Genomic DNA, 21175 nt, shown 5'->3' on the forward strand with positions numbered 1-21175 from the left:
ATAGATTAAGGAACACATAATGACACAAAATGAAGGTCCAGCGTCAGTTATCCTGGATAACGTCACCAAGCTGATCCACAAAAAAGTTCATGCCGAAAACGTGTCGCTCGTTGAAACTTTTGCCAAAGCCTTGTACAGCAATATGTCTAAAGAGGACTTGGCACATCGTAACGACAGCGACTTATACGGAGCCGCATTGAGTCTTTGGAATTCTTTGGAAAAGAATGCTAATGACGATGCGGTTATTCGCGTTTTTAACCCTGAAGTAGCCAAAGATGGTTGGCAATCCTCTCACACGATCGTTGAGATCATCGCGAAAGACATGCCGTTCTTGGTTGATTCGGTACGCATGGCACTTAGCCGCAAAAATATCGTGTCTCACTTACTGTTACACAGCCCGCTTAAAATAAAGCGCGATGGTGACAATAAGATTACTGCGCTTTCGAACTTAAAAACAGAGCAGGAATCCTCGTCGACAAAAACTGTTTTCTTCATTGAGATTGATCGTCAGACTGATGCAAAAGCAATGAAAGAGTTCACCGAAGAACTGGAATCAGTATTGAAAGATGTGTCTGTTGCTGTAGAAGACTGGAAGCCTATCCGCGATAAACTGGTTGCGGTCAGTAAAGAGATACCAACGCGTCCCCATGACTGCTCACAGGCAGAAGTTAATGAAGCCGTTGAGTTCCTTGAATGGTTATCTTCAGATAACTTCACCTTCATGGGCTACCGTCAGTACGATTTGGTGCCTGTTCAGGGTGACCATGAACTGCGCGCAGTGCCAGACACTAGCCTGGGTTTGATGAAAAACTCGGGCCATGACGGCGGCCGCTTACTATCGGAGCTGCCAGAAGTCGCACGCAAAGAAGCTCGCAGCAAGAACCTACTGATCTTAACTAAGACCAATTCACTGTCTCGTGTTCATCGTCCAGCCCATATTGATTATGTGGGTATTAAGCGCTTTGACGAGGCGGGCAACGTGATCGGTGAAGACCGGTTCATCGGTTTATTCTCATCGAGCTTCTACAACAACAGTGCGGCAGATGTGCCCGTTCTTAAGAGCAAGATCCAGCGTATTATGGAGCAGTGTGACTTTGCACAAGGGACACACGCTTACAAGGCTGTGCTTAACCTGCTGGAAACTTATCCGCGTGATGAGTTGGTGCAAGCGCGCGAGGCCGAGCTTTTAGAAGTCGCAACCGGCGTGTTGCAAATTCAGGAACGAGACATGTGTCGTCTGTTCGTCCGTCGCGATGTATACGGGCGCTTCTTCTCATGCATGGTCTATGTACCACGTGAGCGCTATAACACAGCACTACGTCGTGAAACTCAGAAGTTGTTGGCAGATGCATTTAAGTCCAATGAAAAAGTTGAGTTTACGACCTTTTTCTCAGAGTCCACACTGGCGAGAACGCATTACATCGTGCGTGTGGCAGATAACAGTATTAAGTACAACGTGAAAGACATTGAAAACAACCTGGCAGAAGCCGCTCGCACTTGGGAAGACAAACTACAATCAGCACTGCTTGGTAGCAATGGCGAGACCCGTGGTAACGAGCTAAACCGTAAATATGCCAACGCTTTCCCACACTCATATAAAGATCAAGTGTTGCCAAGTGCCGCGGTAGTCGATATCGAGAAACTGGAGCAGCTGAGCGATGAGAAAAAGCTGGAAATGCTTTTTTACCGTCCTCAGGAAGAATCAAACAGCGAAATTGTTCGTTTGAGCTTGTTCCACAAAGACGTGCCAATCCACCTGTCAGACGTTATGCCAATGTTGGAAAACTTTGGTTTACGCGTGATTGGAGAAACGCCTTACGCAATTAAGAGTAGCGATGGCCAGGTAAACTGGATCATGGATTTCTCCATGATGATCGACTCAAAAGGGATTGCGGACTTTGATAAAGTTTCGGCCCGTTTCCGTGCTGCGCTGACTAACGTTTGGAATAACCGTCTTGAGAGCGATGGTTTCAATCGCATGGTTCTGCTGGGTGGCATGACCGGACGTGAAGCGTCAATTTTGCGTGCGTATGCTAAGTACATGCGCCAGATTGGTGTGACATTCTCGCAGTCTTATATCGAAAATACGTTTGAGCATTACCCGCACATCGCAGCACAAATTGTTGAGCTGTTTGTGAAGAAGTTCTCACCAGCGAAAAAAGCGGCTGAGAAGACGCTTGAAAAACTGATCGAGAAAATCTATCAGGAGCTCGAAAACGTTGCAAACCTGGATGATGACCGCATCATTCGTATGTATGTTGACATGATCAACGCAACATTGCGTACCAACTTCTATCAAAAAGAAGCGGACGAAAGCAACAAATCTTATATTTCATTCAAGATCAACCCGCATGCGATCCCTGAGATGCCTCTGCCGCTGCCTGCGTATGAAATCTTCGTTTATTCACCACGTGTAGAAGGTGTACATTTACGCGGTGGTAAAGTTGCGCGTGGTGGTCTGCGTTGGTCAGATCGCCGTGAAGATTTCCGTACTGAGGTACTGGGTCTTGTTAAGGCACAACAGGTTAAAAATACGGTAATCGTTCCTGTCGGGTCAAAAGGTGGTTTTGTTTGTAAGCAGCTGCCAAACGATCGTGAAGGCTTCTTTAAAGAAGGTCAGGAATGCTACAAGATGTTCATCCGTGGTCTGTTAGACATCACTGATAACATCATTCATGGCGACATTATTCCGCCAGTTGATGTAGTACGTCACGACGAAGATGACCCATACCTGGTTGTTGCTGCCGATAAAGGCACCGCGACATTCTCTGATATTGCCAACGGCATTGCTGAAGAGTATAACTTCTGGCTGGGCGACGCATTTGCTTCTGGTGGTTCAATTGGTTATGACCACAAGAAAATGGGTATCACTGCGAAAGGTGCGTGGGAGTCGGTTAAGCGTCATTTCCGCGAAATGGACATTGACTGCCAGACAACTGACTTTACAGCGGTTGGTATCGGCGACATGGGCGGTGACGTATTTGGTAATGGTATGTTGCTGTCTAAGCACATTCGCCTGCAGGCAGCCTTCAACCACATGCACATCTTTATCGACCCGAATCCGGATGCGGCAAGCTCTTATGTAGAACGTGATCGTCTGTTCAATTTGCCTCGTTCAAGCTGGGAAGATTACAACAAAGAGCTTATTTCTGAAGGTGGTGGTGTATTCTCTCGTGCAGCTAAGTCAATCACATTGACCGCTGAAATGAAGAAAATGATTGGCACCAAAAAAGCCAGCATGACACCAAATGAGCTGATTAAAGCGCTACTTAAAATGCCAGCTGACCTACTTTGGAACGGTGGTATCGGTACTTACATTAAAGCTAAGTCTGAATCTAATGCAGATGTGGGTGACCGTGCAAATGACGGTCTACGTATCGATGGTTCTGAGCTGGGCGCGAAAATCTTCGGTGAAGGTGGTAACCTGGGTGCAACACAGTTGGGCCGTATTGAGTTTGCTGAGAAGGGCGGGCGTATCAACACCGACTTTATCGATAACGTAGGTGGTGTGGCGTGTTCGGATAACGAAGTAAACATTAAGATCCTGTTGAATGGCCTGGTTGCTGAAGGTGACTTGACTAAGAAACAGCGTGATGAACTTCTGTATGCAATGACTGATGAAGTATCTGAGTTGGTACTGGCAGACTGTTACCGTCAAACGCATACGCTGTCTATCACTAAGTCGAAAGGCCCGGCAACACTGAAAGAGAAAATTCGCTTTATCCATGCATTGGAAAAAGAAGGTAAGCTTGACCGTACGATTGAGTTTTTACCTACCGATGAAGAACTGGCAGAGCGTGCTGCTGCAGGGTCAGATCTGACTCGTCCAGAGCTGTCTGTGTTAGTCTCTTACTCTAAAATGGTGCTGAAAGAATCGCTGGTTGTTGATGAGATTTCAGAGAATCCATACTATCGTCAGCTATTAGTGAATTCATTCCCAATCCCACTGCGTGAGCGTTTTAACGCGGCAATGGATAACCACCCACTGCGTAAAGAGATTATTGCAACTAAACTTGCAAATAATATCGTGAATGACATGGGTCTGAATTTCATGATCCGTATGCACGAAGAAACCGGTGCAACGGAAGCCGAAATTGCGCTGTGTTACTCAATTGCCAGTGAAATTTTTGAAATGAAAGAGACCTGGCAGTCAATTGCAGCATTGGATAACCATATTCCATCAGCAGTACAGACTGAGATGTTGTATCAATTGCGTCGTACAGTACGTCGCACGACACGTTGGTTCCTGCGTCACCGTAACAAAGGTATGACGATTGAAGAAACCATCGCGTTCTTTGCTCCGACCTTTGCTGATCTGAGCAATAACCTGAACAGCTACATGGTTGAAGATGAAAGTGCACGTTTGACAGAAAAAGCCGATGCGCTTGTTGCACAAGGTGTACCAGAGAAAATTGCTATGCGTATCGTTTCTCTGTCTAGTCTGTTCTCTGTAATGGATCTGGCTGAAGTAGCAGCAAACTCCGGTCGCGCGATTGATGTGGTGTCAAACACTTACTTCAAACTGGGTGCGAATATGGGTCTGCACTGGTTCCTGGATCAGATCACCGCACAACCTGTCGCCAACCATTGGCAGGCTCTGGCGCGTGCATCTTACCGTGAAGAGCTGGATTGGCAGCAACGCGCTTTGTCTGAAGTTGTATTGAACAGCTTTGAGGGAGACGACCATGATGTCGATTCACTGATCAATCAGTGGATGGAAAATCAGTCTACCTTGTTGCTACGCTGGCAACAGATGCTGGCTGAATTCAAGACCTCACAAAGCCATGACTTTGCGAAGTTCTCAGTGGCATTGCGTGAGCTGATGTTGTTGAGTCACAACTGTGACACTTCCAAATAAAAAATAACTCGTTAAAATACCCCGGCTTTGCTGGGGTATTTTTTTATCTCAGATTTGAAATTGATACCAAGCCGCTTCATTAAATGAGTTATTTTGGCAAAAATTTTCGGCGATAGTCTGGCTGTAAGTCTACCGTTCGGTGTACTAAATAAGAGATTTTTAGCACCGTTAGCAGCAGATTCTACCCTTCAAATTAGCTATGCTTGAATGCGGGTTGGTGTCATACGTTACTAGGAACTTAAGGAGTCTCAATGTTTTATGATTTAGCGCGTCGTTATATGTTCAGTAAAGATGCCGAGTGGGCTCATGATTTCGCACTCGGAAACTTACGCCGCTTCGCGAATACCCCATTAAGTATGGCCTGGTCACAATCACTTCCAAAGAAACCGGTTAATTTCCTTGGCCTGGAATTTGACAATCCGGTTGGGTTAGCGGCGGGACTCGATAAAAACGCGGAATGTATTGATGCATTCAGCCAGATGGGCTTTGGCTTTATAGAGGTGGGTACAGTTACACCCAGACCTCAGGCAGGTAACGACAAACCGCGCATTTTCCGACTGCCTGAAGCAAACGCAATTATTAACCGGATGGGCTTTAATAACAAAGGGGTCGATAATCTGGTTAACAACGTAAAAGCAGCACGTTATAACGGGATCCTGGGTATCAACATAGGGAAAAACAAAGATACGCCGAACGAGCAGGGCAAAGATGATTACATTCATTGTATGCGCAAAGTATTTGAGCACGCATCTTATATTACAGTGAATATCTCGTCCCCCAATACACCGGGGTTGCGCGACCTGCAATATGGTGAAGCATTGGATGACCTGCTACAAAGTTTAAAGAATGAGCAGATTGATCTGATCGAGAAGCACAAAAAATCGGTTCCGATGTTAGTGAAAATCGCACCTGATGTTGATGCTGTTCAGTTGCAACAAATTGCCGAGTCATTAGTGAACAGTCGTATTGATGGTGTTATTGCAACTAATACCACTTTATCGAGAGAAGCGGTTAAGGGGTTAGAGCACGCCGAAGAAGCCGGTGGCTTATCGGGTCGCCCGGTACGTGAAAAGTCTACACAAGTCGTTAGTGAATTGAAACGGATGACTGAAGGCAAACTACCTATTATTGGTGTAGGTGGGATCGACAGTGCCGCTGCTGCAAAAGAAAAGCTCAATGCTGGGGCAGACTTAGTACAGGTTTACACAGGCTTTATCTATGAAGGACCTCAGTTGATCAAAAAGATCCTTACTGAGATCTAACTGGCTGCATTATAAGCCAATGAAATAGTTTGTAATTATTTTGCAGTATACAGGCGAATTCTGACGCTGGTTTGAAAAACGATCGTTCCTTTGTAGGGGAGGATCGTTTTTTCCTTATAAAGATCATTTATATAGCGCGATGATCTAAAACAATTTGTTATTACAAAAATTTTTACACTGTGATAATTCGCGATATACTTCTTTACAGGCTTAAACACATAACACATTGATATTGGGAGGTCCATTTTGCAAGCATCCAAAGAGTGGCGTTGGATAAGATGTAGCCACAGAAACAGACTGCTTGTTGATTTGGGTGAGGACCTTCAGTTGTGCACGCCTTTTCGTTTGAGACAGTTGACCGAAGATTCCCTGCATAGTGTCGATTTGAGTGTTGACGAAGCCGCCTTTTATCGTAACGTCTATGATTATTTGCTTGGTTTTAAAGTTTGGTCTGAACCCCAGTGCTGTCAGATAGCGCTTAACGCCACCGCGGCAAAGTTTCATTTACTTCCCGTACAGGCTAAAAGTTGGTTTTTCAATTGTTATAATGGAGGCCAACCATTGTGCGAAGCTGTGGTTACGCTTCAATCAAGGTGCCAGTCAGGTGAATTTCTGATTGTAGATCACAATCAGGAAACCAGCATGTGTATCAACCTGACGCAGGGTTTTATGCTGGATGAGAACATCGAGCTGGAGCAATTTCAGGCCATTAAGGTACTGAATGACAGAGTACACCCTCTGATCCAGGTACATAAGATGACCCAAACCGCCTGATAGTTTTGCGCATCGCTTTTACCATGCGACACTGCGCACACCCACTCTGATATCCCAGTCTGCCACTTGCTGTGTTATACTCGCTGCAATTGAAATTATTGAGTATTTACATTGCAGTTTATCGCCTTAACGTCCATCGGAATTGAAAACCTGTTGCTTGAAGAACTTCAGTCTCAGGGACTTGAAGTCGTGAAGCAAAGCGTTGGCTCTGTCCGCTTCACTGCGGATAGCCTGGCAGTTCAAAAGTTCTGTATGACAACGCGTTTTGCTACGCGCGTCATGATGCTGATTGATGAACATGAAAACATCAACAATAAAGATGACTTGTACAAGTTTGCGCGTTTTCAGGGCTGGCAGGAGTGGTTCGGCCCTAAACAAACGTTTGCCGTTGAGTTCAATGGTACTAATCGGGAGCTAAAGAACACTCAGTTTTCCGGCTTAGTCATCAAAGATGCCATTGTAGATTATTTTCAGGATCTGTATGAGCAACGTCCGTCTGTTGATAAACAAGAAGCCAATGTACGCGTTATCGCCAAGCTTAATAAACAAAAAATAGCGTTATATATCGACTATTCTGGTCCGCGATTGTCTGACCGAGGGTACCGAACCAAGCAAGGTCGGGCACCGATCCGGGAAAACCTGGCTGCAGCTCTAGTACAACGAAGTGGCTGGCTGAGTGATACCTCTAAGCCATTATTTGATCCCTGTTGTGGTTCCGGTACTTTATTAATTGAGGCGGCCAGTATGGCCCTGAATATCCCAGCTAATCTGAATAAAGATTTTGCCTTCAAACGCTTGCCTGGTTTTCGCGATGCTAAATTTAAAGAGCTTAAAACTGAGTTGAAACAGGCACAGCTGGATAAACCCTTATGGATCATAGGGCAGGACATTGATGAGCAGGTGCTGGACACCGCCAGAGGGAATGCTAAACGCGCCGGGCTTGAGCAATATATTCGCTTCAATGACGGAGACGCCAGTCAGCTTACTTGTGTCGCCAAGCGTCCAGGCACGTTATTAAGTAACTTGCCTTATGGTGAGCGTCTTGGCTCAATGGCTGAACTGATTAACCTGTACAGGGGCATGGGGGATCGCTTTAAGAAGCATTATAAAGATTGGTCACTGGCATTGCTTGGCACGGATGAAGCGCTGTTTAAAACACTTAAGCTGTCGTCTAAAAAACGCTACAAATTCAAAAATGGCCCGCTCGACGTGTCCCTCTATTTATATGATATGGATGAGCGTCAGGTTGCACAAAACGAACAAGCGGGCGCACTGCATTTTGAACAGTCACGGGCTTTTGCAAACCGGGTAAAAAAGAACAAACAAGCCCTGAAAAGCTGGCTCAAGAAAGAGCAAGTAGAGGCCTACCGAGTCTACGATGCGGATATTCCGGAATATAATGTGGCAGTCGACGTCTATGGTGAGAGTGCTGTGGTATTTGAGTATGCAGCGCCAAAAGAAATTGATGAACTGGTTGCCAATAAGCGTCTCCAGGATGTGGTCACGCTCACCGCCGAAACGTTGGATATTGACCCCTCTAACATTGCAGTCAAAGTACGCAAAAAGCAAAAAGGCCAGGAACAATACAATGCACTCAGTAAGCAAAACCGAGTGCAAGTCGTTGAAGAGTTTGGGGCTAAATTCAAAGTAAACTTGTTTGATTACCTGGACACCGGGCTGTTTTTAGATCACCGTCTGGCCAGACGATATATTCAGCAAAATGCTAAGAACAAGCGGGTTCTGAATTTGTTCGCGTATACTGGCAGCGCCTCAGTTCATGCGGCTCTTGGTGGGGCAAAAGCGGTGACGACCGTCGACATGTCCAAGACGTACCTTAAGTGGGCAGAAGAAAACTTTGCCTTAAACGAGTTGCGTAACCCTCGTTTTAGGTTTGAACAGGCAGACTGTCTGAAATGGCTTGAACATGCACAAGGTCAGTATGATCTTATTTTCCTTGACCCGCCGACTTTCTCGAATTCAAAGCGCATGAAAGAGGTTTTTGATGTTCAGCGTGACCATATCCAGTTGCTTGAATGGGTCAAAAAAATTCTCAGTCCGGGCGGTACCTTGTTATTCTCCAACAACAAACGCGGTTTTAAAATGGATGAAGTCGGTTTGATGGGACTTGGCCTGAAAGCTGAAAATGTGTCAGACCAAACCTTGTCGCCTGATTTCAAGCGTAACAAGCAGATCCACAACAGTTGGTTGATCACCCATGGCTAAACTTACCCTGTTTTATACCGATGGCTGCCATCTTTGCGAGCAAGCCTATGAATTGGTGTTACGTTGCGTCGCCAGTGATGCTGTGCAGCATCAGGATATTGTGGAAGATCCGCAACTGATGGCTGAATATCAGACGTCTATTCCCGTACTTAAGTCAACAGACAGCGCCAGAACTTTGTTCTGGCCCTTCACAGAACAAGATATAAAAGAGTTGTTAAAGTAAGATGGATTTAATCAGAATTGCACGGGCCCAACTGGCTTTTGGTACTCATCCCCTGTTAGATCAGGCAGATGCAGTCATTGAAGCGGGTGAGCGGGTCTGTATCGTCGGGCGCAATGGTGCCGGTAAGTCAACCCTGCTCAAAGTCCTGGACGGGCAAGTCCAATTGGACGATGGTGAAATCAATCAGGTCTCCGGACTAAAAGTGTCGCGGCTGGAACAGGATCCGCCTAAAGGGGCCCAGGGAAGTGTATTTGATTATGTAGCGGGTGGCCTGCCAGATATTGCCCAGCTGCTGATTGATTATCATAACGTCAGCGAAGCGTTGCAGACCGATCACTCGAGTAGCCTGTTGAGCCGTTTGGAACGTTTGTCTGCAGACATTGAAGCTAAGGATGCATGGCGGTTTGAAAGCCGTATCAAGCTGGTACTGACACAGTTGCAATTGACTGCCAATATGAAGCTCGAAAAGTTATCTGGTGGCTGGCTACGTAAAGTGGCTCTGGCTAAGGCTTTGGTGAGTGACCCGGATCTGCTATTACTTGATGAACCGACCAACCACCTGGACATGAGCAGCGTTGAATGGCTGGAGCAGTTCTTAAAAGAATTTAAAGGCGGCATTGTTTTTATCTCGCACGACCGTGCATTTATTCGTGGTGTTGCAACCCGAATACTCGACTTAGATCGCGGTAAGCTTATTTCTTACCCGGGCGATTATGCCAAGTACCTGGACCAAAAAGCCCATGATCTGAAAGTTGAAGAGGCGCAAAATGCCTTGTTTGACAAGAAACTCGCTGAGGAAGAGGCTTGGATCCGTCAAGGGATCAAAGCGCGACGCACACGCAACGAGGGACGAGTCAGAGCCCTTAAAGCACTGCGGGTTGAGCGTAAGCAGCGTGTTGAGCAAGTCGGTAAGACTGACTTTAACATTGAGTCAGCTGAGCGTTCGGGGAAACTGGTATTTGAGGCTCAACATATTGGCCATGCCTTTAAAGATAAGCGCATTGTCGATGAATTCTCGACTTTGGTTATGCGTGGTGATCGGGTTGGCTTAATTGGCCCTAACGGCGTAGGTAAAACGACTTTACTGAAAATTCTATTTGGTGATATTTCTCCGGATAAAGGTAAGGTGAAGCAAGGCGTTAACCTCGAGGTGGCCTATTTTGACCAGTACCGGGAAAAACTGGATGAAGAAAAAACGGTTCAGGACAATGTCGCTGAAGGTAAACAAGAGGTACAAATGGGCGGTCGCAGCCGCCATGTACTGGGTTACCTGCAAGACTTCTTATTTCCTCCTGCACGCGCCCGTACGCCGGTTAAGGCATTATCAGGAGGAGAGAAGAACCGTCTGTTGCTGGCTAAACTGTTCCTGAAACCTTCGAACGTGCTGGTGCTGGATGAACCGACCAATGACTTAGACATAGAAACGCTGGAGTTACTTGAAGAGATCATTAACCAGTATCAGGGAACTATCCTGATTGTGAGCCACGACAGGGAGTTTATTGATAATACCTGTAACAGTGTTTGGGCATTTGAAGGTCATGGTAAAGTAACTGAAATTGTCGGCGGCTTTAGTGACTTTGAAGCGTACCGAACACAGCAGCAGGCGCAGCAAAAAGCGCTAGAAAAGCTCGACAAAGAGAAACAACAAGCGAGCGATAACAAAAAATCTGCCAATAAAAACAAATCCGGTAAATTAAGCTACAAATTAAAGCTTGAACTGGAAGCATTGCCGGGTAAAGTAGAGGCTCTGGAAAACGAGCTGGAAGAGCAGCAAAACCTGGTGAATTCGCCGGAGTTTTTTAAGCAAGATCCTGAAACGACCCAAACCGCGTTGAACCATTTGGCTGACCTTGAGTCCAAGCTTGAAGCCGCGTTTGAGCGTTGGGAAGAATTAGAAGCATTACAGAATCAGTAGTAAGGATTGAAATGAAATATTCACTTATGGCCGCCAGCATTATTTTCGGCCTATCTGGTCAGGCGATTGCCGCGACCTACAAACTCACTGAATTACCAACCAGCGACATTGGTAAAATGCATTATGTCACTGATGTCAATGAAAGCGGCGATGCTATTGGCCGCGTGACAGGCTTGTTTAATTTGCCAGTCGACATTAGCTATATTGACTTTCAAGACAATTCGATCACTAGTTACTACAATAGCTACAAGGATATCCTGGAAGATAGAGACGAAACCATTTCTTTCACTCTGGATGATATAGAAAATGGTAACGCGCTTTCAACAGATGCAGAAGCACACAACTTTATGCTGGGCTACTTATCGTCTGGTACCCAAAGTGCCAGCGCTGAATTCCAAAAAATCAGTTCTGTAGCTGGCCTCGAATTTACAGGCACCAGTGTTAACCTGGTCGATATATTCGATATAGAATCGCCCGATTATGCGGGTCTGACACGTTCAGTCAGTAATGCGATGACGGCAGTCGCGGCAGACGGCACTGTGGCTGGCTGGGGCTCTGCACCTTTTAAAAAAATCACTTTCACTCCAGAGGGGGAAAGTGAGGAAAAAACCTACTTTGTGCGTGACTGGCATGCTCGTGGGATCGTGATATCTCCGGGTGGCAAGCGCGTAGTATTGGAACCTGCATTCACTGAATATGGTGGTTACAGCATTGCCTCTGATATTACTCTGACTGATGAAGGCAATTATTTGGTTGTTGGCCAGGCGTCGGTAGGCTTGTCTGAAAACAGCCAGACGACGATTACGGACAATTGTGATGACAAAGATGAGCCTGAAGCTGTGTGTATCTGGCGTCAGGGCAGGGGAGTCTATGATCTGCGTGCTTACCAGTGGACGCTGGATAAAGACTTCAATGTCATTGATACGAAAGACCTGGGTATCGGTTTGGAGCGCAAAGACGATGAAGATAATCCGTTTTACAGCTCGGCTTATGCCATCAACAAAGCGGGTATTGCAGTTGGCAGGTCCCGAGTTAGGATCGACGATAGCTTAAAGGCTTATGAAGAGCCAGGCTATTACCAGGATGGTCAGTTTTTCACTTTACGAGAGCATGATGACTTTTATCAGTCCGGATATGCTCTGGACATCAATGACAGTAATGTGATTGTGGGGTACGTAGGCAGACAAAACCAGGGCACGTTATTTGAAGTGAAAGGGTTTTACTACGATATGAATGATAAAACCTTGGTAGAGATCCCAAGTTATTTCAGTGGCTCCGACACGCATGTCCGAGACATTAACAACGCCGGTTATATGGTCGGTGACGGCGAGACTGAGAAAAACGTGTCTAACTCTCGTAGTGAAGCCTTTATGTATAAGATTGGTGATGAAAAGCTAACTAATATTAATGATCTACTACCTTGTAAAAGCGATGAATTCCCATATACCGTATCCGAGGCGATCCGGATAACGGATGACAATACGATCTATGCGGTTGCTACAAAAACGGTGACCAAGCTAGACTCGTTTGGGAACCCAGACAAGGATTCAGACGGCAACGAGGCATCAGAATCCGTTGTAGTGCCAGTGGTTCTGACTAAAACAGGTAGCACAGAGCTCAGTGAATGTGTTGCGCCGGAAACAGAGACGTATGAGCGTCAGTCTGCATCTCTGAGCTGGTTGTCTTTACTTGCACTTCCTTTACTGTGGGTACGTCGCAGACGCCAGAAATAAACTATCCGGGGCATACAATACATGAGTATGCCTCGCACCTCCTTTGGTTACAGCTGCTTTTTAATATTACCCGCCCGGGCACTGCTGTGGCGTTATTTTTAGCTTCAAAAAAGCGCTCATCATAGGTCATGCAGATTTAACCTGGCTGACACAGACTCTTTCCTTCACTTTAATCAGAGCTACTTTATTAGCTCGAAATACGAAATATCCTTTCTTGTCGAACAGATAATTATGTCAGTCTGACTCGTTGCTTTTGTGGCTTCTTGCACTTATGTGCAGACTTTGAACATTGTTCAATCTTTGATAACGCCTTATTTTTGTAAATATATCGTATTGAACTGTACAGTAAATACTGTTTTTTTGGTTCTAAAGTGCTGTCCTCTTAAAATTTAGCCATCCTTACGTCTGTTCTTACCAGCTTGATTTGTAAATTTACTGATACAATGTGGAACCTTCCAAATACCTCGGCATTCATAAATATGCAACAAATAAATAATCTCTATATTAATCATATGCATGGTGCGAATTTTTATCGATGTCGTTGTGTATTTAACAGTAAAAATGTACTGGATTATTATTGTTAACTAGTTACTTGTTATGTTTTTTTGTCTCGATAAACTTCATCCGCCTGCATCTAAGATAAAGATGTAATGAAGTTTTATTGATGTCAGGTTAAAAATAAAAACAAGTGAGGATGCATTTATGCAACTAGTTAACATAAAAAAGCCAGCCGTTAAGCTTAGTGCAATAGCGCTGGCATTAATGGCACACCACGCGAGTGCGGCGGTGGATTGTAGTGAGATACCTCAGTGGCAGGCAGGACAGGTGTATACATCTGGCCAGCAAGTGCAACAAGATAACATAGCTTATCTGGCAAATTGGTGGAACCGTTCATCACCTAAGCTTCGCTCTGGCCAATGGCAGGAGTGGCGTAAACTGGGTGAATGCCAGGGAGGTGAGCAACCTAATCAATCACCTGTGATTGACATGGAGCAACCGGGTAGTGATATGAGCGTGACGGAAGGCGAAAAGCTTCAGTTCGTTTTCAGTGCACATGACAGCGATGGCATCGTCAGACAGGTTTCTGTGTATCACAATGACGCTTTGGTGAAAGTACTGGACGAGGCCCCATACGTGCTCAACTGGAAGGCACGCGTCGGGGATCACATTTTCCATGCTGTTGCGATTGATGACGATGGTGCAAAGTCGGTATCAGCAAAGCGTACTGTTCAGGTAGCAGCATTGCCGCCGGAAGAAAAAAATACCGCTCCTGTCTCACGCCTCACAGCAGAATTGCCCAATGAACTGGAAGTGGGTAGCCAGGTCCGGCTGACATTGCGAAGTCACGACAAAGAAAATGACCGTTTAACACAGGTGTTGACGTTGAATGGTCAAGAGATCAAGCGCACTGAGCTTGCGCAAGCACATTACGAGTGGTCAGCTGCATCGGCCGGGCGTCATGAATTTACTTTGCAGGCAACGGACGAGCATGGCTTGGTGTCAGAAACCATCACGCGTACTTTTATTGTGAAAGCGCCGGGGGATGATAAAACCAGTCAGTTGGATTGTTTGCCTGCTGGTCTATATCGCACACCTGGCGTAACCAGTGCTTATTGTGATGTTTACGATAGCGAAGGTCGGGAGAAAATGGGCGCTGATCATCCGCGGCGCGTGATCGGTTACTTTACCAGCTGGCGTCATGGTCAAAATAATCAGCCAAGCTATCTGGTAAATGATATCCCCTGGGACAAGATCACGCATATTAACTATGCCTTTGCCCATGTAAACAGTCAGAATGAACTGAGTATTGGTGACCCCAAAGCTGAAGGCAACGCTGCGACCAATATGACCTGGCCGGGTGAGGCGGGTGTTGAAATGGACCCAAGTCTTCCTTATACCGGACATTTCAACTTGTTAAACCGCTACAAAAAGCAGTATCCACACGTCAAAACGATGATTTCTGTGGGTGGCTGGGCTGAAACCGGCGGTTACTTCGATGAAACCGGGACGCGCGTTAACAATGGTGGTTTTTACACTATGACCACCCATGCCGACGGCAGTGTGAATCATGATGGGATACGAGCGTTTGTTGCCAGCTCTGTTGCGTTCTTACGTCAGTACGGGTTTGATGGCCTAGACATTGACTACGAATATCCGTCGTCAATGAAAGATTCGGGTCACCCTGAAGATTTTGACATCAGTAACCAGCGCCGTGCTGGCCTGAATAAGTCTTATCAGGTGCTGATGAAATCTTTGCGTGAAGCGCTGGATAAAGCGGGTGAGCAGGATGGTAAGCACTACATGCTGACCATAGCGTCTCCTTCTTCGGGTTACCTGTTAAGAGGCATGGAAACGTTTCAGACTGCACAGTACCTGGATTTTGTGAACATCATGAGTTACGACCTGCACGGTGCCTGGAATGACCATGTTGGCCACAACGCGCCTTTGTATGATACCGGTAAAGACACTGAACTGAAAACCTGGAATGTATACGGTACCAAAGAGTTTGGTGGAATTGGCTACCTCAACACAGACTGGGCCGTGAATTATTTCAGAGGTGCATTACCAGCCGGGCGGATCAACATAGGTATTCCCTATTACACCCGTGGATTTAAGGATGTGCGTGGTGGTGAAAATGGTCTTTGGGGTCGTGCGCCACAGCCTGATCAAAACGCCTGTCCGAAAGGAACAGGGATCGGTGAGAAGAACAAATGTGGTAACGGTGCCATTGGCATCGACAACCTGTGGCATGACATAGAAAATGGTCAGGAAGTCGCTGCCGGGTCGAACCCCTTATGGCACGCCAAAAACCTGCAACATGGTATCAATCCAAGTTATCTGGCTGACTATGGCCTGACGCCTGCTACAGATCCGGATGATGTGATGCGAGGCGACTATGTGCGGCATTACGATGATATCGCTGTCGCTCCCTGGTTGTACAATGCACAGAAAAAAGTCTTCTTGTCGATGGAAGATACTGAGTCCATGCAAACCAAGCTTAATTATGTGCTTGAAAAAGGCCTGGGTGGCGTGATGTTCTGGGAGCTGGCCGGCGACTTTGACTACCATGCAGATAAAGGTGAGTACTTCATGGGCTCGACTATGACCAGTCTCGCTTATAACACTTTCAATCAAAGTGGCACAGACTACGCCACGGTGCAGGGCGATGCAGAATTTGTTGTGCCTGAGTCAGCGGTTGATATTCGTTTTAACGCCAAAGATTTCCCGGTTGGCGATCAGAATTACCCAATCAGACCCACATTCGCGTTCACCAACCACTCTGAGCTGGACCTGAGCGGGGCGACAATTAGCTTCAATGTGCCGGTCTCAACCTCTGCGATCTTTAAGTCCAACTGGAATGCTCGCAAAAAGCTGGGCATGAAAGTAGAGCATGATGCCAGCAATGCACGCGGTAACAACATTGGTGGCTTTGACAACGCATTCCATCGTTTCTCAATTACCCTGAAAAACGAGTGGGGCGGTCAGCTGGAGTCGTTTAAGCCAGGCGAGACCGTGAATGCTCAGGTTATATATTACATGCCAATCACGGGGCCCGTTAACTTTGTCATCGAAAAAGGCAGCAAACAATATGCCTTCACTAGCGAATATCCTCAGTTGCCTGTAGCGAAAAAGTCGGACGACACATCCGGTGGTAATCCACCATCCGGCACGCTTTGTGAGGGGGTTGAACTAAGTAATATCAATCATTACCCACAGTGGCCACGCACCAACTGGGCTGGCACACCGAGCCATGCGCTTGGTGGCGATATGCTGATACACAACGGTTACGTCTACAAAGCCAAGTGGTGGACCAATGCTACGCCATCCAATGGTGGTGCCTGGCAGCAGGTTTGCTCGCTGTAATCCTCAACAAATAGCGGTGGCTTAACTGCCACCGCAGGAGATATCCCTATGAAATATAATAAAACCCTATCGGCTCTTGCCGTGGGGATGACCTTGGCTGCTGCCAATCAGGCATTGGCGCACGGCTATATGGACTTTCCCAAGGCCCGTCAGGCGATTTGTCAGGAGCAGGGCGGATTTTGGTGGCCAAAAGATGGTTCCAAGATCCCCAATGCAGCCTGCCGCGCCGCATTTTTGAAATCTGGTCATGTACAGTTTATTCAAAAACATGAATTCGCTGCCAATACGGCACATTTTAACGATCAAAGCGCGGTTGAGGCGAATATTCCTGATGGCACTTTGTGTCATGCCGGCGATAAAAACAAAGCGGGCATGGGTTTACCCTCAACAGACTGGCAGACAACCCCAGTAACGGTCGACAGTCAGGGGCAAGTTAAAATTCGTTATCGGGCGACAACGCCACACAATCCCAGCTTTTGGCAGTTTTATCTGACCAAGCCGGGTGTTGATTTTAAAAACAAAGCACTTAGCTGGGCTGATCTCGAACTGGTACAAAGCCATGGCAATATCGACTTTTTTATAGCTCCCGATGGTAAACGTTACTACGAGATGAAAGTCGCAATTCCCGAGCGCTTTTCGGGTGATGCGATCCTTTACAGTCGCTGGCAGCGGGACGATGTAGTCGGAGAAGGTTTTTACAACTGTAGTGACATTACCATTGTCAGGGGAGCAGAACCTCAGCCACCACAAAGCTGGCATAACGCCGGGTACTATCTGCGTCAGGGGCAGCAAGCGCATGTTGGCGATACAGTTTGGGTGCGCGTGTTCGACACCAATGGTAAAGAGTTGATCCAGGAAAAGCTCACTATTACTGAGCCTCATCACAATAACTGGCCTGAGTATTTTGCGACTCAGCTCAATGAGGCGTTTGCTTCGCTGATCCGTATTGGTATAAAGGATGAGCATGGCAATATTCACTTTGATGCAACCAGTCTGGCGAGTAATCAGGTTTTCGTCACTGATCAGACGCATAGCTTTAATCTCAGTGTGGTGGCTAAACCAGCCAATACACCGCCTACGGTACACCCCCCAGCAATACTGACCGTAAAAGAAGGGCAAAGTGCTCATTTGCATGTGCATGCTTTCGATGATCAGCAAAGCACACTGTATTTCGACTGGCAGCTACCGGCTCAGATCAGTTACACCGGAACCGGCTCAACCATCACGGTCACGGCCCCACAGGTTGATAAAGACACGCAGTTTAGTGGCAAGGTCACCGTCTCCGACGGACAGCTAAGCACCTCAGTCAATGTGGTTATTGCGGTGACTAATCAGGATACCACTCAAACACCACCCGATAGTGACGCCTGGCAGGCGGATAAGGTTTATACCGGTGGAGACATTGTGAGCTTTAACGGGAGTCAATACCGGGCCAAGTGGTGGGTTCGCGGACAGCGGCCAGACAGCAGCCATGCCTGGGAGCGCATAGCATCACCTTCTGAACCTCAAGACCAATGGCAAGCCTCAGTGGCTTACGCGGGGGGGGCTGTTGTGCGTTACCAGGGTCAACGTTATCAGGCCCGTTGGTGGACCCGTGGTCAGCAACCAGGCAAGCACAATGTGTGGAAAAAACTATAACAACGAACGAGGAAAAAACATGTTTAACTATTTGATCAGTGCGGCTGCGGTCGCATCAGCTTTATCAGTAGCGACAGCTGTCGCCGCACCATCAACCCCGAGCATCAACTGGAAACCGCAAAATTACTCGTTCGTTGACGTCAACATTTACGGCAGAGGCTCCTACAAACAGCTGATCCAGGCCAAAGAGGTGGTCGATATCGCCATCGAATGGAATGCCTGGTCGGGCAAAGGAGGGGACAGCTACAAAGTGTACTTTGATGACAAGGTGGTTAATGAAGGGCAGTTGGCGAAAGGCACCACCAGCGGGGTGATCCGTTTCCCTTATCATAAATCAGGCCGTCATGAATTGCGCATTTCATTGTGTGATGCGTCCGGTTGCGCCACCTCTGCCAGTAAGCCCATCGTAATTGCCGATACCGATGGTGGGCACCTGGAACCACTCAAGCTGAACGTCAACCCCAATAACAAGCAGTATGACACAGACCCAAATACTGTGGTGGGTGCCTATTTTGTCGAGTGGGGCATATACGGCCGAAACTTTGATGTAACCCAGCTCCCGACGGATAACCTGACTCACCTGTTGTATGGCTTCATTCCTATTTGTGGGCCGAATGACTCGCTGGCAGAAATTGAAAATGGCAATAGTCTGCGCGCGTTAAAGTTGGCGTGTGGCAGCTCTGAAGACTATGAAGTGGTGATCCACGACCCCTGGGCTGCGGTGCAAAAAGCCCTGCCGGGGATCAGCAGTAAAGATCCAATTCGCGGTACCTACGCGCAATTAATGGCGCTTAAACAGCGTAACCCGGACCTGAAGATATTACCTTCGGTGGGGGGCTGGACTTTATCCGATCCCTTCTTTGACTTTACCGACAAAGCGAATCGCGACACCTTTGTCAGGTCAATGCGCGAGTTCCTGACAACCTGGAAATTCTATGATGGTGTGGATATAGACTGGGAATTCCCGGGCGGTGATGGTGCCCACCCAGACTTAGGCGCAAGCACGGATGGTGAAACCTATGTGTTGCTGATGAAAGAGCTCAGAGTAATGTTGGATGAGCTGGAAGCCCAGACGGGTCGCGACTATGAACTGACATCAGCCATTGGCACTGGCTGGGACAAAATCGAAGATGTGGATTATCGCGATGCTGCGCAGTACATGGATTACATCTTTGCCATGACTTATGACTTTTACGGTGGCTGGAACAATGAAACAGGTCATCAGACGGGCATTTATTGTGGTTCACACCTGAGTTCAGATGAATGTCAGGGTAACGGGTTAGATGAGCAAGGGAAGGCAAGAAAAGGCCCTGCTTATACCCTGGACAATGCAATTCAGTTACTGCTTAAGCAAGGTGTGCCCAGTGAAAAGCTGGTAGTTGGTGCAGCCATGTACGGACGTGGCTGGGAAGGTGTTTATCCGAACAATGCGCAAATTGCTGATAACCCGATGACCGCGCCGGCCAATGGTAAGTTGCGTGGTAGTACGTCACAGGGCGTTTGGGAAGCCGGTGTCATTGACTATAAAGGGCTCAAGGCACACATGATTGGCCGTGATGAGCTGGGCATCAATGGCTTTGAAGTGGGTTATGACACCACAGCCGAAGCGGCTTATGTTTGGAACCGTGATACAGGCACATTGGTGACCTATGACAGTCCGCGCTCCGTCAGAGCAAAAGGGCAATATGTCCGTGAACACAATCTGGGCGGCTTGTTTGCCTGGGAAATTGATGCGGATGACGGTGATATTCTCAATGCGATGCACGAAGGATTGGCCGGGAAAGTGACTGAGCCGGTACCAGTGAACAAAGCACCAGTAGTCACAATGCTGCCTAACCTGACGCTGGCGGCGGGTGACATTTATATTCTGACTGCCGATGCGCGCGATCCGGAAGGTAAAGCACTGACTTATCGCTGGTCTGGTGATGCTCAGCTGAATCTGCAAAGTGAGTATGACAGCGTTATCGTAACGGCACCAAATATCACTCAGGACGCGGTGTATACGGTTAACTTGCAGGTTTCCGATGGGGTGAACCAGGTACAGCGACAGGTCAAAGTACTGGTAAAAGCGCCGGTGGTTGAAAATAAAGCGCCAATTGTTGGAAATATCGCGAGTATTAGCCTGGATGAAAAGTCCAGCAAAACGCTGACCGTAAGTGCTACTGATCCGGAAGGCAAAGTACTGAGTTATCGTTGGAATGTGCCTGGTCACGCAATCAGCGGGCAGGGCGCATCTGTCACCCTGAACGCCTCTGAAGTAGATAAAACACAGACTGTGACTGGTACTGTGACCGTCAGCGATGGTGTCCATGAAGTGCAGCGTCAGTTTAACGTCACAGTGAAAAATCTGGCTGAAACGCCTGAACCGACGCCTGGGGATGGCAAAACCACCTGGGATGCCAACACAGTGTATGTAGGCGGTGATAAGGTGTTTTACAAAGGCGTTGAATATCGTGCTCGCTGGTGGACACGAGGAGCAACGCCTTCCAACGGGGGCGTGTGGCAGGAAATCATTCCAGACGATGGCAAAGTGCGAGCATGGCGCAGTGACCTGGTTTATACCGGCGGAGACAAAGTCTCACACGGCGGAGAAACCTGGCAGGCACGTTGGTGGACTCGAGGTCAGACGCCAGGTACTAACGGTGTGTGGCGCAAGCTATAAATTAACTCACTGTTACGGATAGT

The 21175-nt window shown here is 47.3% G+C and carries 10 protein-coding genes; all 10 read left to right on the forward strand.

The features are described from left to right. Positions 1 to 19: 19 nt before the first annotated feature. The 10 genes from AT705_RS01920 (at position 20) to AT705_RS01965 (ending at position 21152) form a co-directional block, all read left to right on the forward strand. Positions 20 to 4858, forward strand: coding sequence for an NAD-glutamate dehydrogenase (locus AT705_RS01920; RefSeq protein ID WP_058795246.1), 4839 nt, complete (start codon positions 20 to 22; stop codon positions 4856 to 4858). 251 nt (positions 4859 to 5109) lie between these two features. Next, positions 5110 to 6120 (forward strand): quinone-dependent dihydroorotate dehydrogenase, encoded by a 1011-nt coding sequence (gene pyrD / locus AT705_RS01925; protein ID WP_058795247.1) that lies wholly within the window; start codon positions 5110 to 5112, stop codon positions 6118 to 6120. A 243-nt stretch (positions 6121 to 6363) separates the two neighbouring features. Then, positions 6364 to 6894, forward strand: coding sequence for a cell division protein ZapC domain-containing protein (locus tag AT705_RS01930; protein ID WP_058795248.1), 531 nt, complete (start codon positions 6364 to 6366; stop codon positions 6892 to 6894). Positions 6895 to 7005: 111 nt separating this feature from the next. Then, complete coding sequence (rlmKL, locus tag AT705_RS01935) at positions 7006 to 9117, forward strand: bifunctional 23S rRNA (guanine(2069)-N(7))-methyltransferase RlmK/23S rRNA (guanine(2445)-N(2))-methyltransferase RlmL (protein WP_058795249.1); 2112 nt, start codon at positions 7006 to 7008, stop codon at positions 9115 to 9117. Further along, entirely contained in the window at positions 9110 to 9340 is a 231-nt protein-coding gene (locus tag AT705_RS01940; protein ID WP_010386060.1) for a glutaredoxin family protein, read from the forward strand. The genes rlmKL and AT705_RS01940 overlap by 8 nt, the downstream gene beginning before the upstream one ends. A 1-nt stretch (position 9341) precedes the next feature. Further along, the gene (gene uup / locus AT705_RS01945; protein ID WP_058795250.1) at positions 9342 to 11255 is read left to right on the forward strand and encodes an ATP-binding cassette ATPase Uup; all 1914 of its coding nucleotides are present in this window, start codon (positions 9342 to 9344) and stop codon (positions 11253 to 11255) included. Between the two features lie 11 nt (positions 11256 to 11266). Further along, a complete protein-coding gene (locus AT705_RS01950; RefSeq protein ID WP_058795251.1) occupies positions 11267 to 12988 on the forward strand; it encodes a DUF3466 family protein in 1722 nt (573 codons plus the stop codon). Positions 12989 to 13690: 702 nt separating this feature from the next. Next, positions 13691 to 16852, forward strand: coding sequence for a glycosyl hydrolase family 18 protein (locus AT705_RS01955; protein ID WP_058795252.1), 3162 nt, complete (start codon positions 13691 to 13693; stop codon positions 16850 to 16852). A gap of 48 nt (positions 16853 to 16900) precedes the next feature. Further along, positions 16901 to 18490, forward strand: coding sequence for a lytic polysaccharide monooxygenase (locus AT705_RS01960; RefSeq protein ID WP_058795253.1), 1590 nt, complete (start codon positions 16901 to 16903; stop codon positions 18488 to 18490). 19 nt (positions 18491 to 18509) lie between these two features. Further along, a complete protein-coding gene (locus AT705_RS01965) occupies positions 18510 to 21152 on the forward strand; it encodes a glycosyl hydrolase family 18 protein (RefSeq protein ID WP_058795254.1) in 2643 nt (880 codons plus the stop codon). The last annotated feature ends 23 nt before the right edge of the window (positions 21153 to 21175 follow it).

The sequence above is a fragment of the Pseudoalteromonas rubra genome (genome assembly GCF_001482385.1).
Taxonomy (GTDB): Bacteria; Pseudomonadota; Gammaproteobacteria; order Enterobacterales; family Alteromonadaceae; genus Pseudoalteromonas; species Pseudoalteromonas ardens.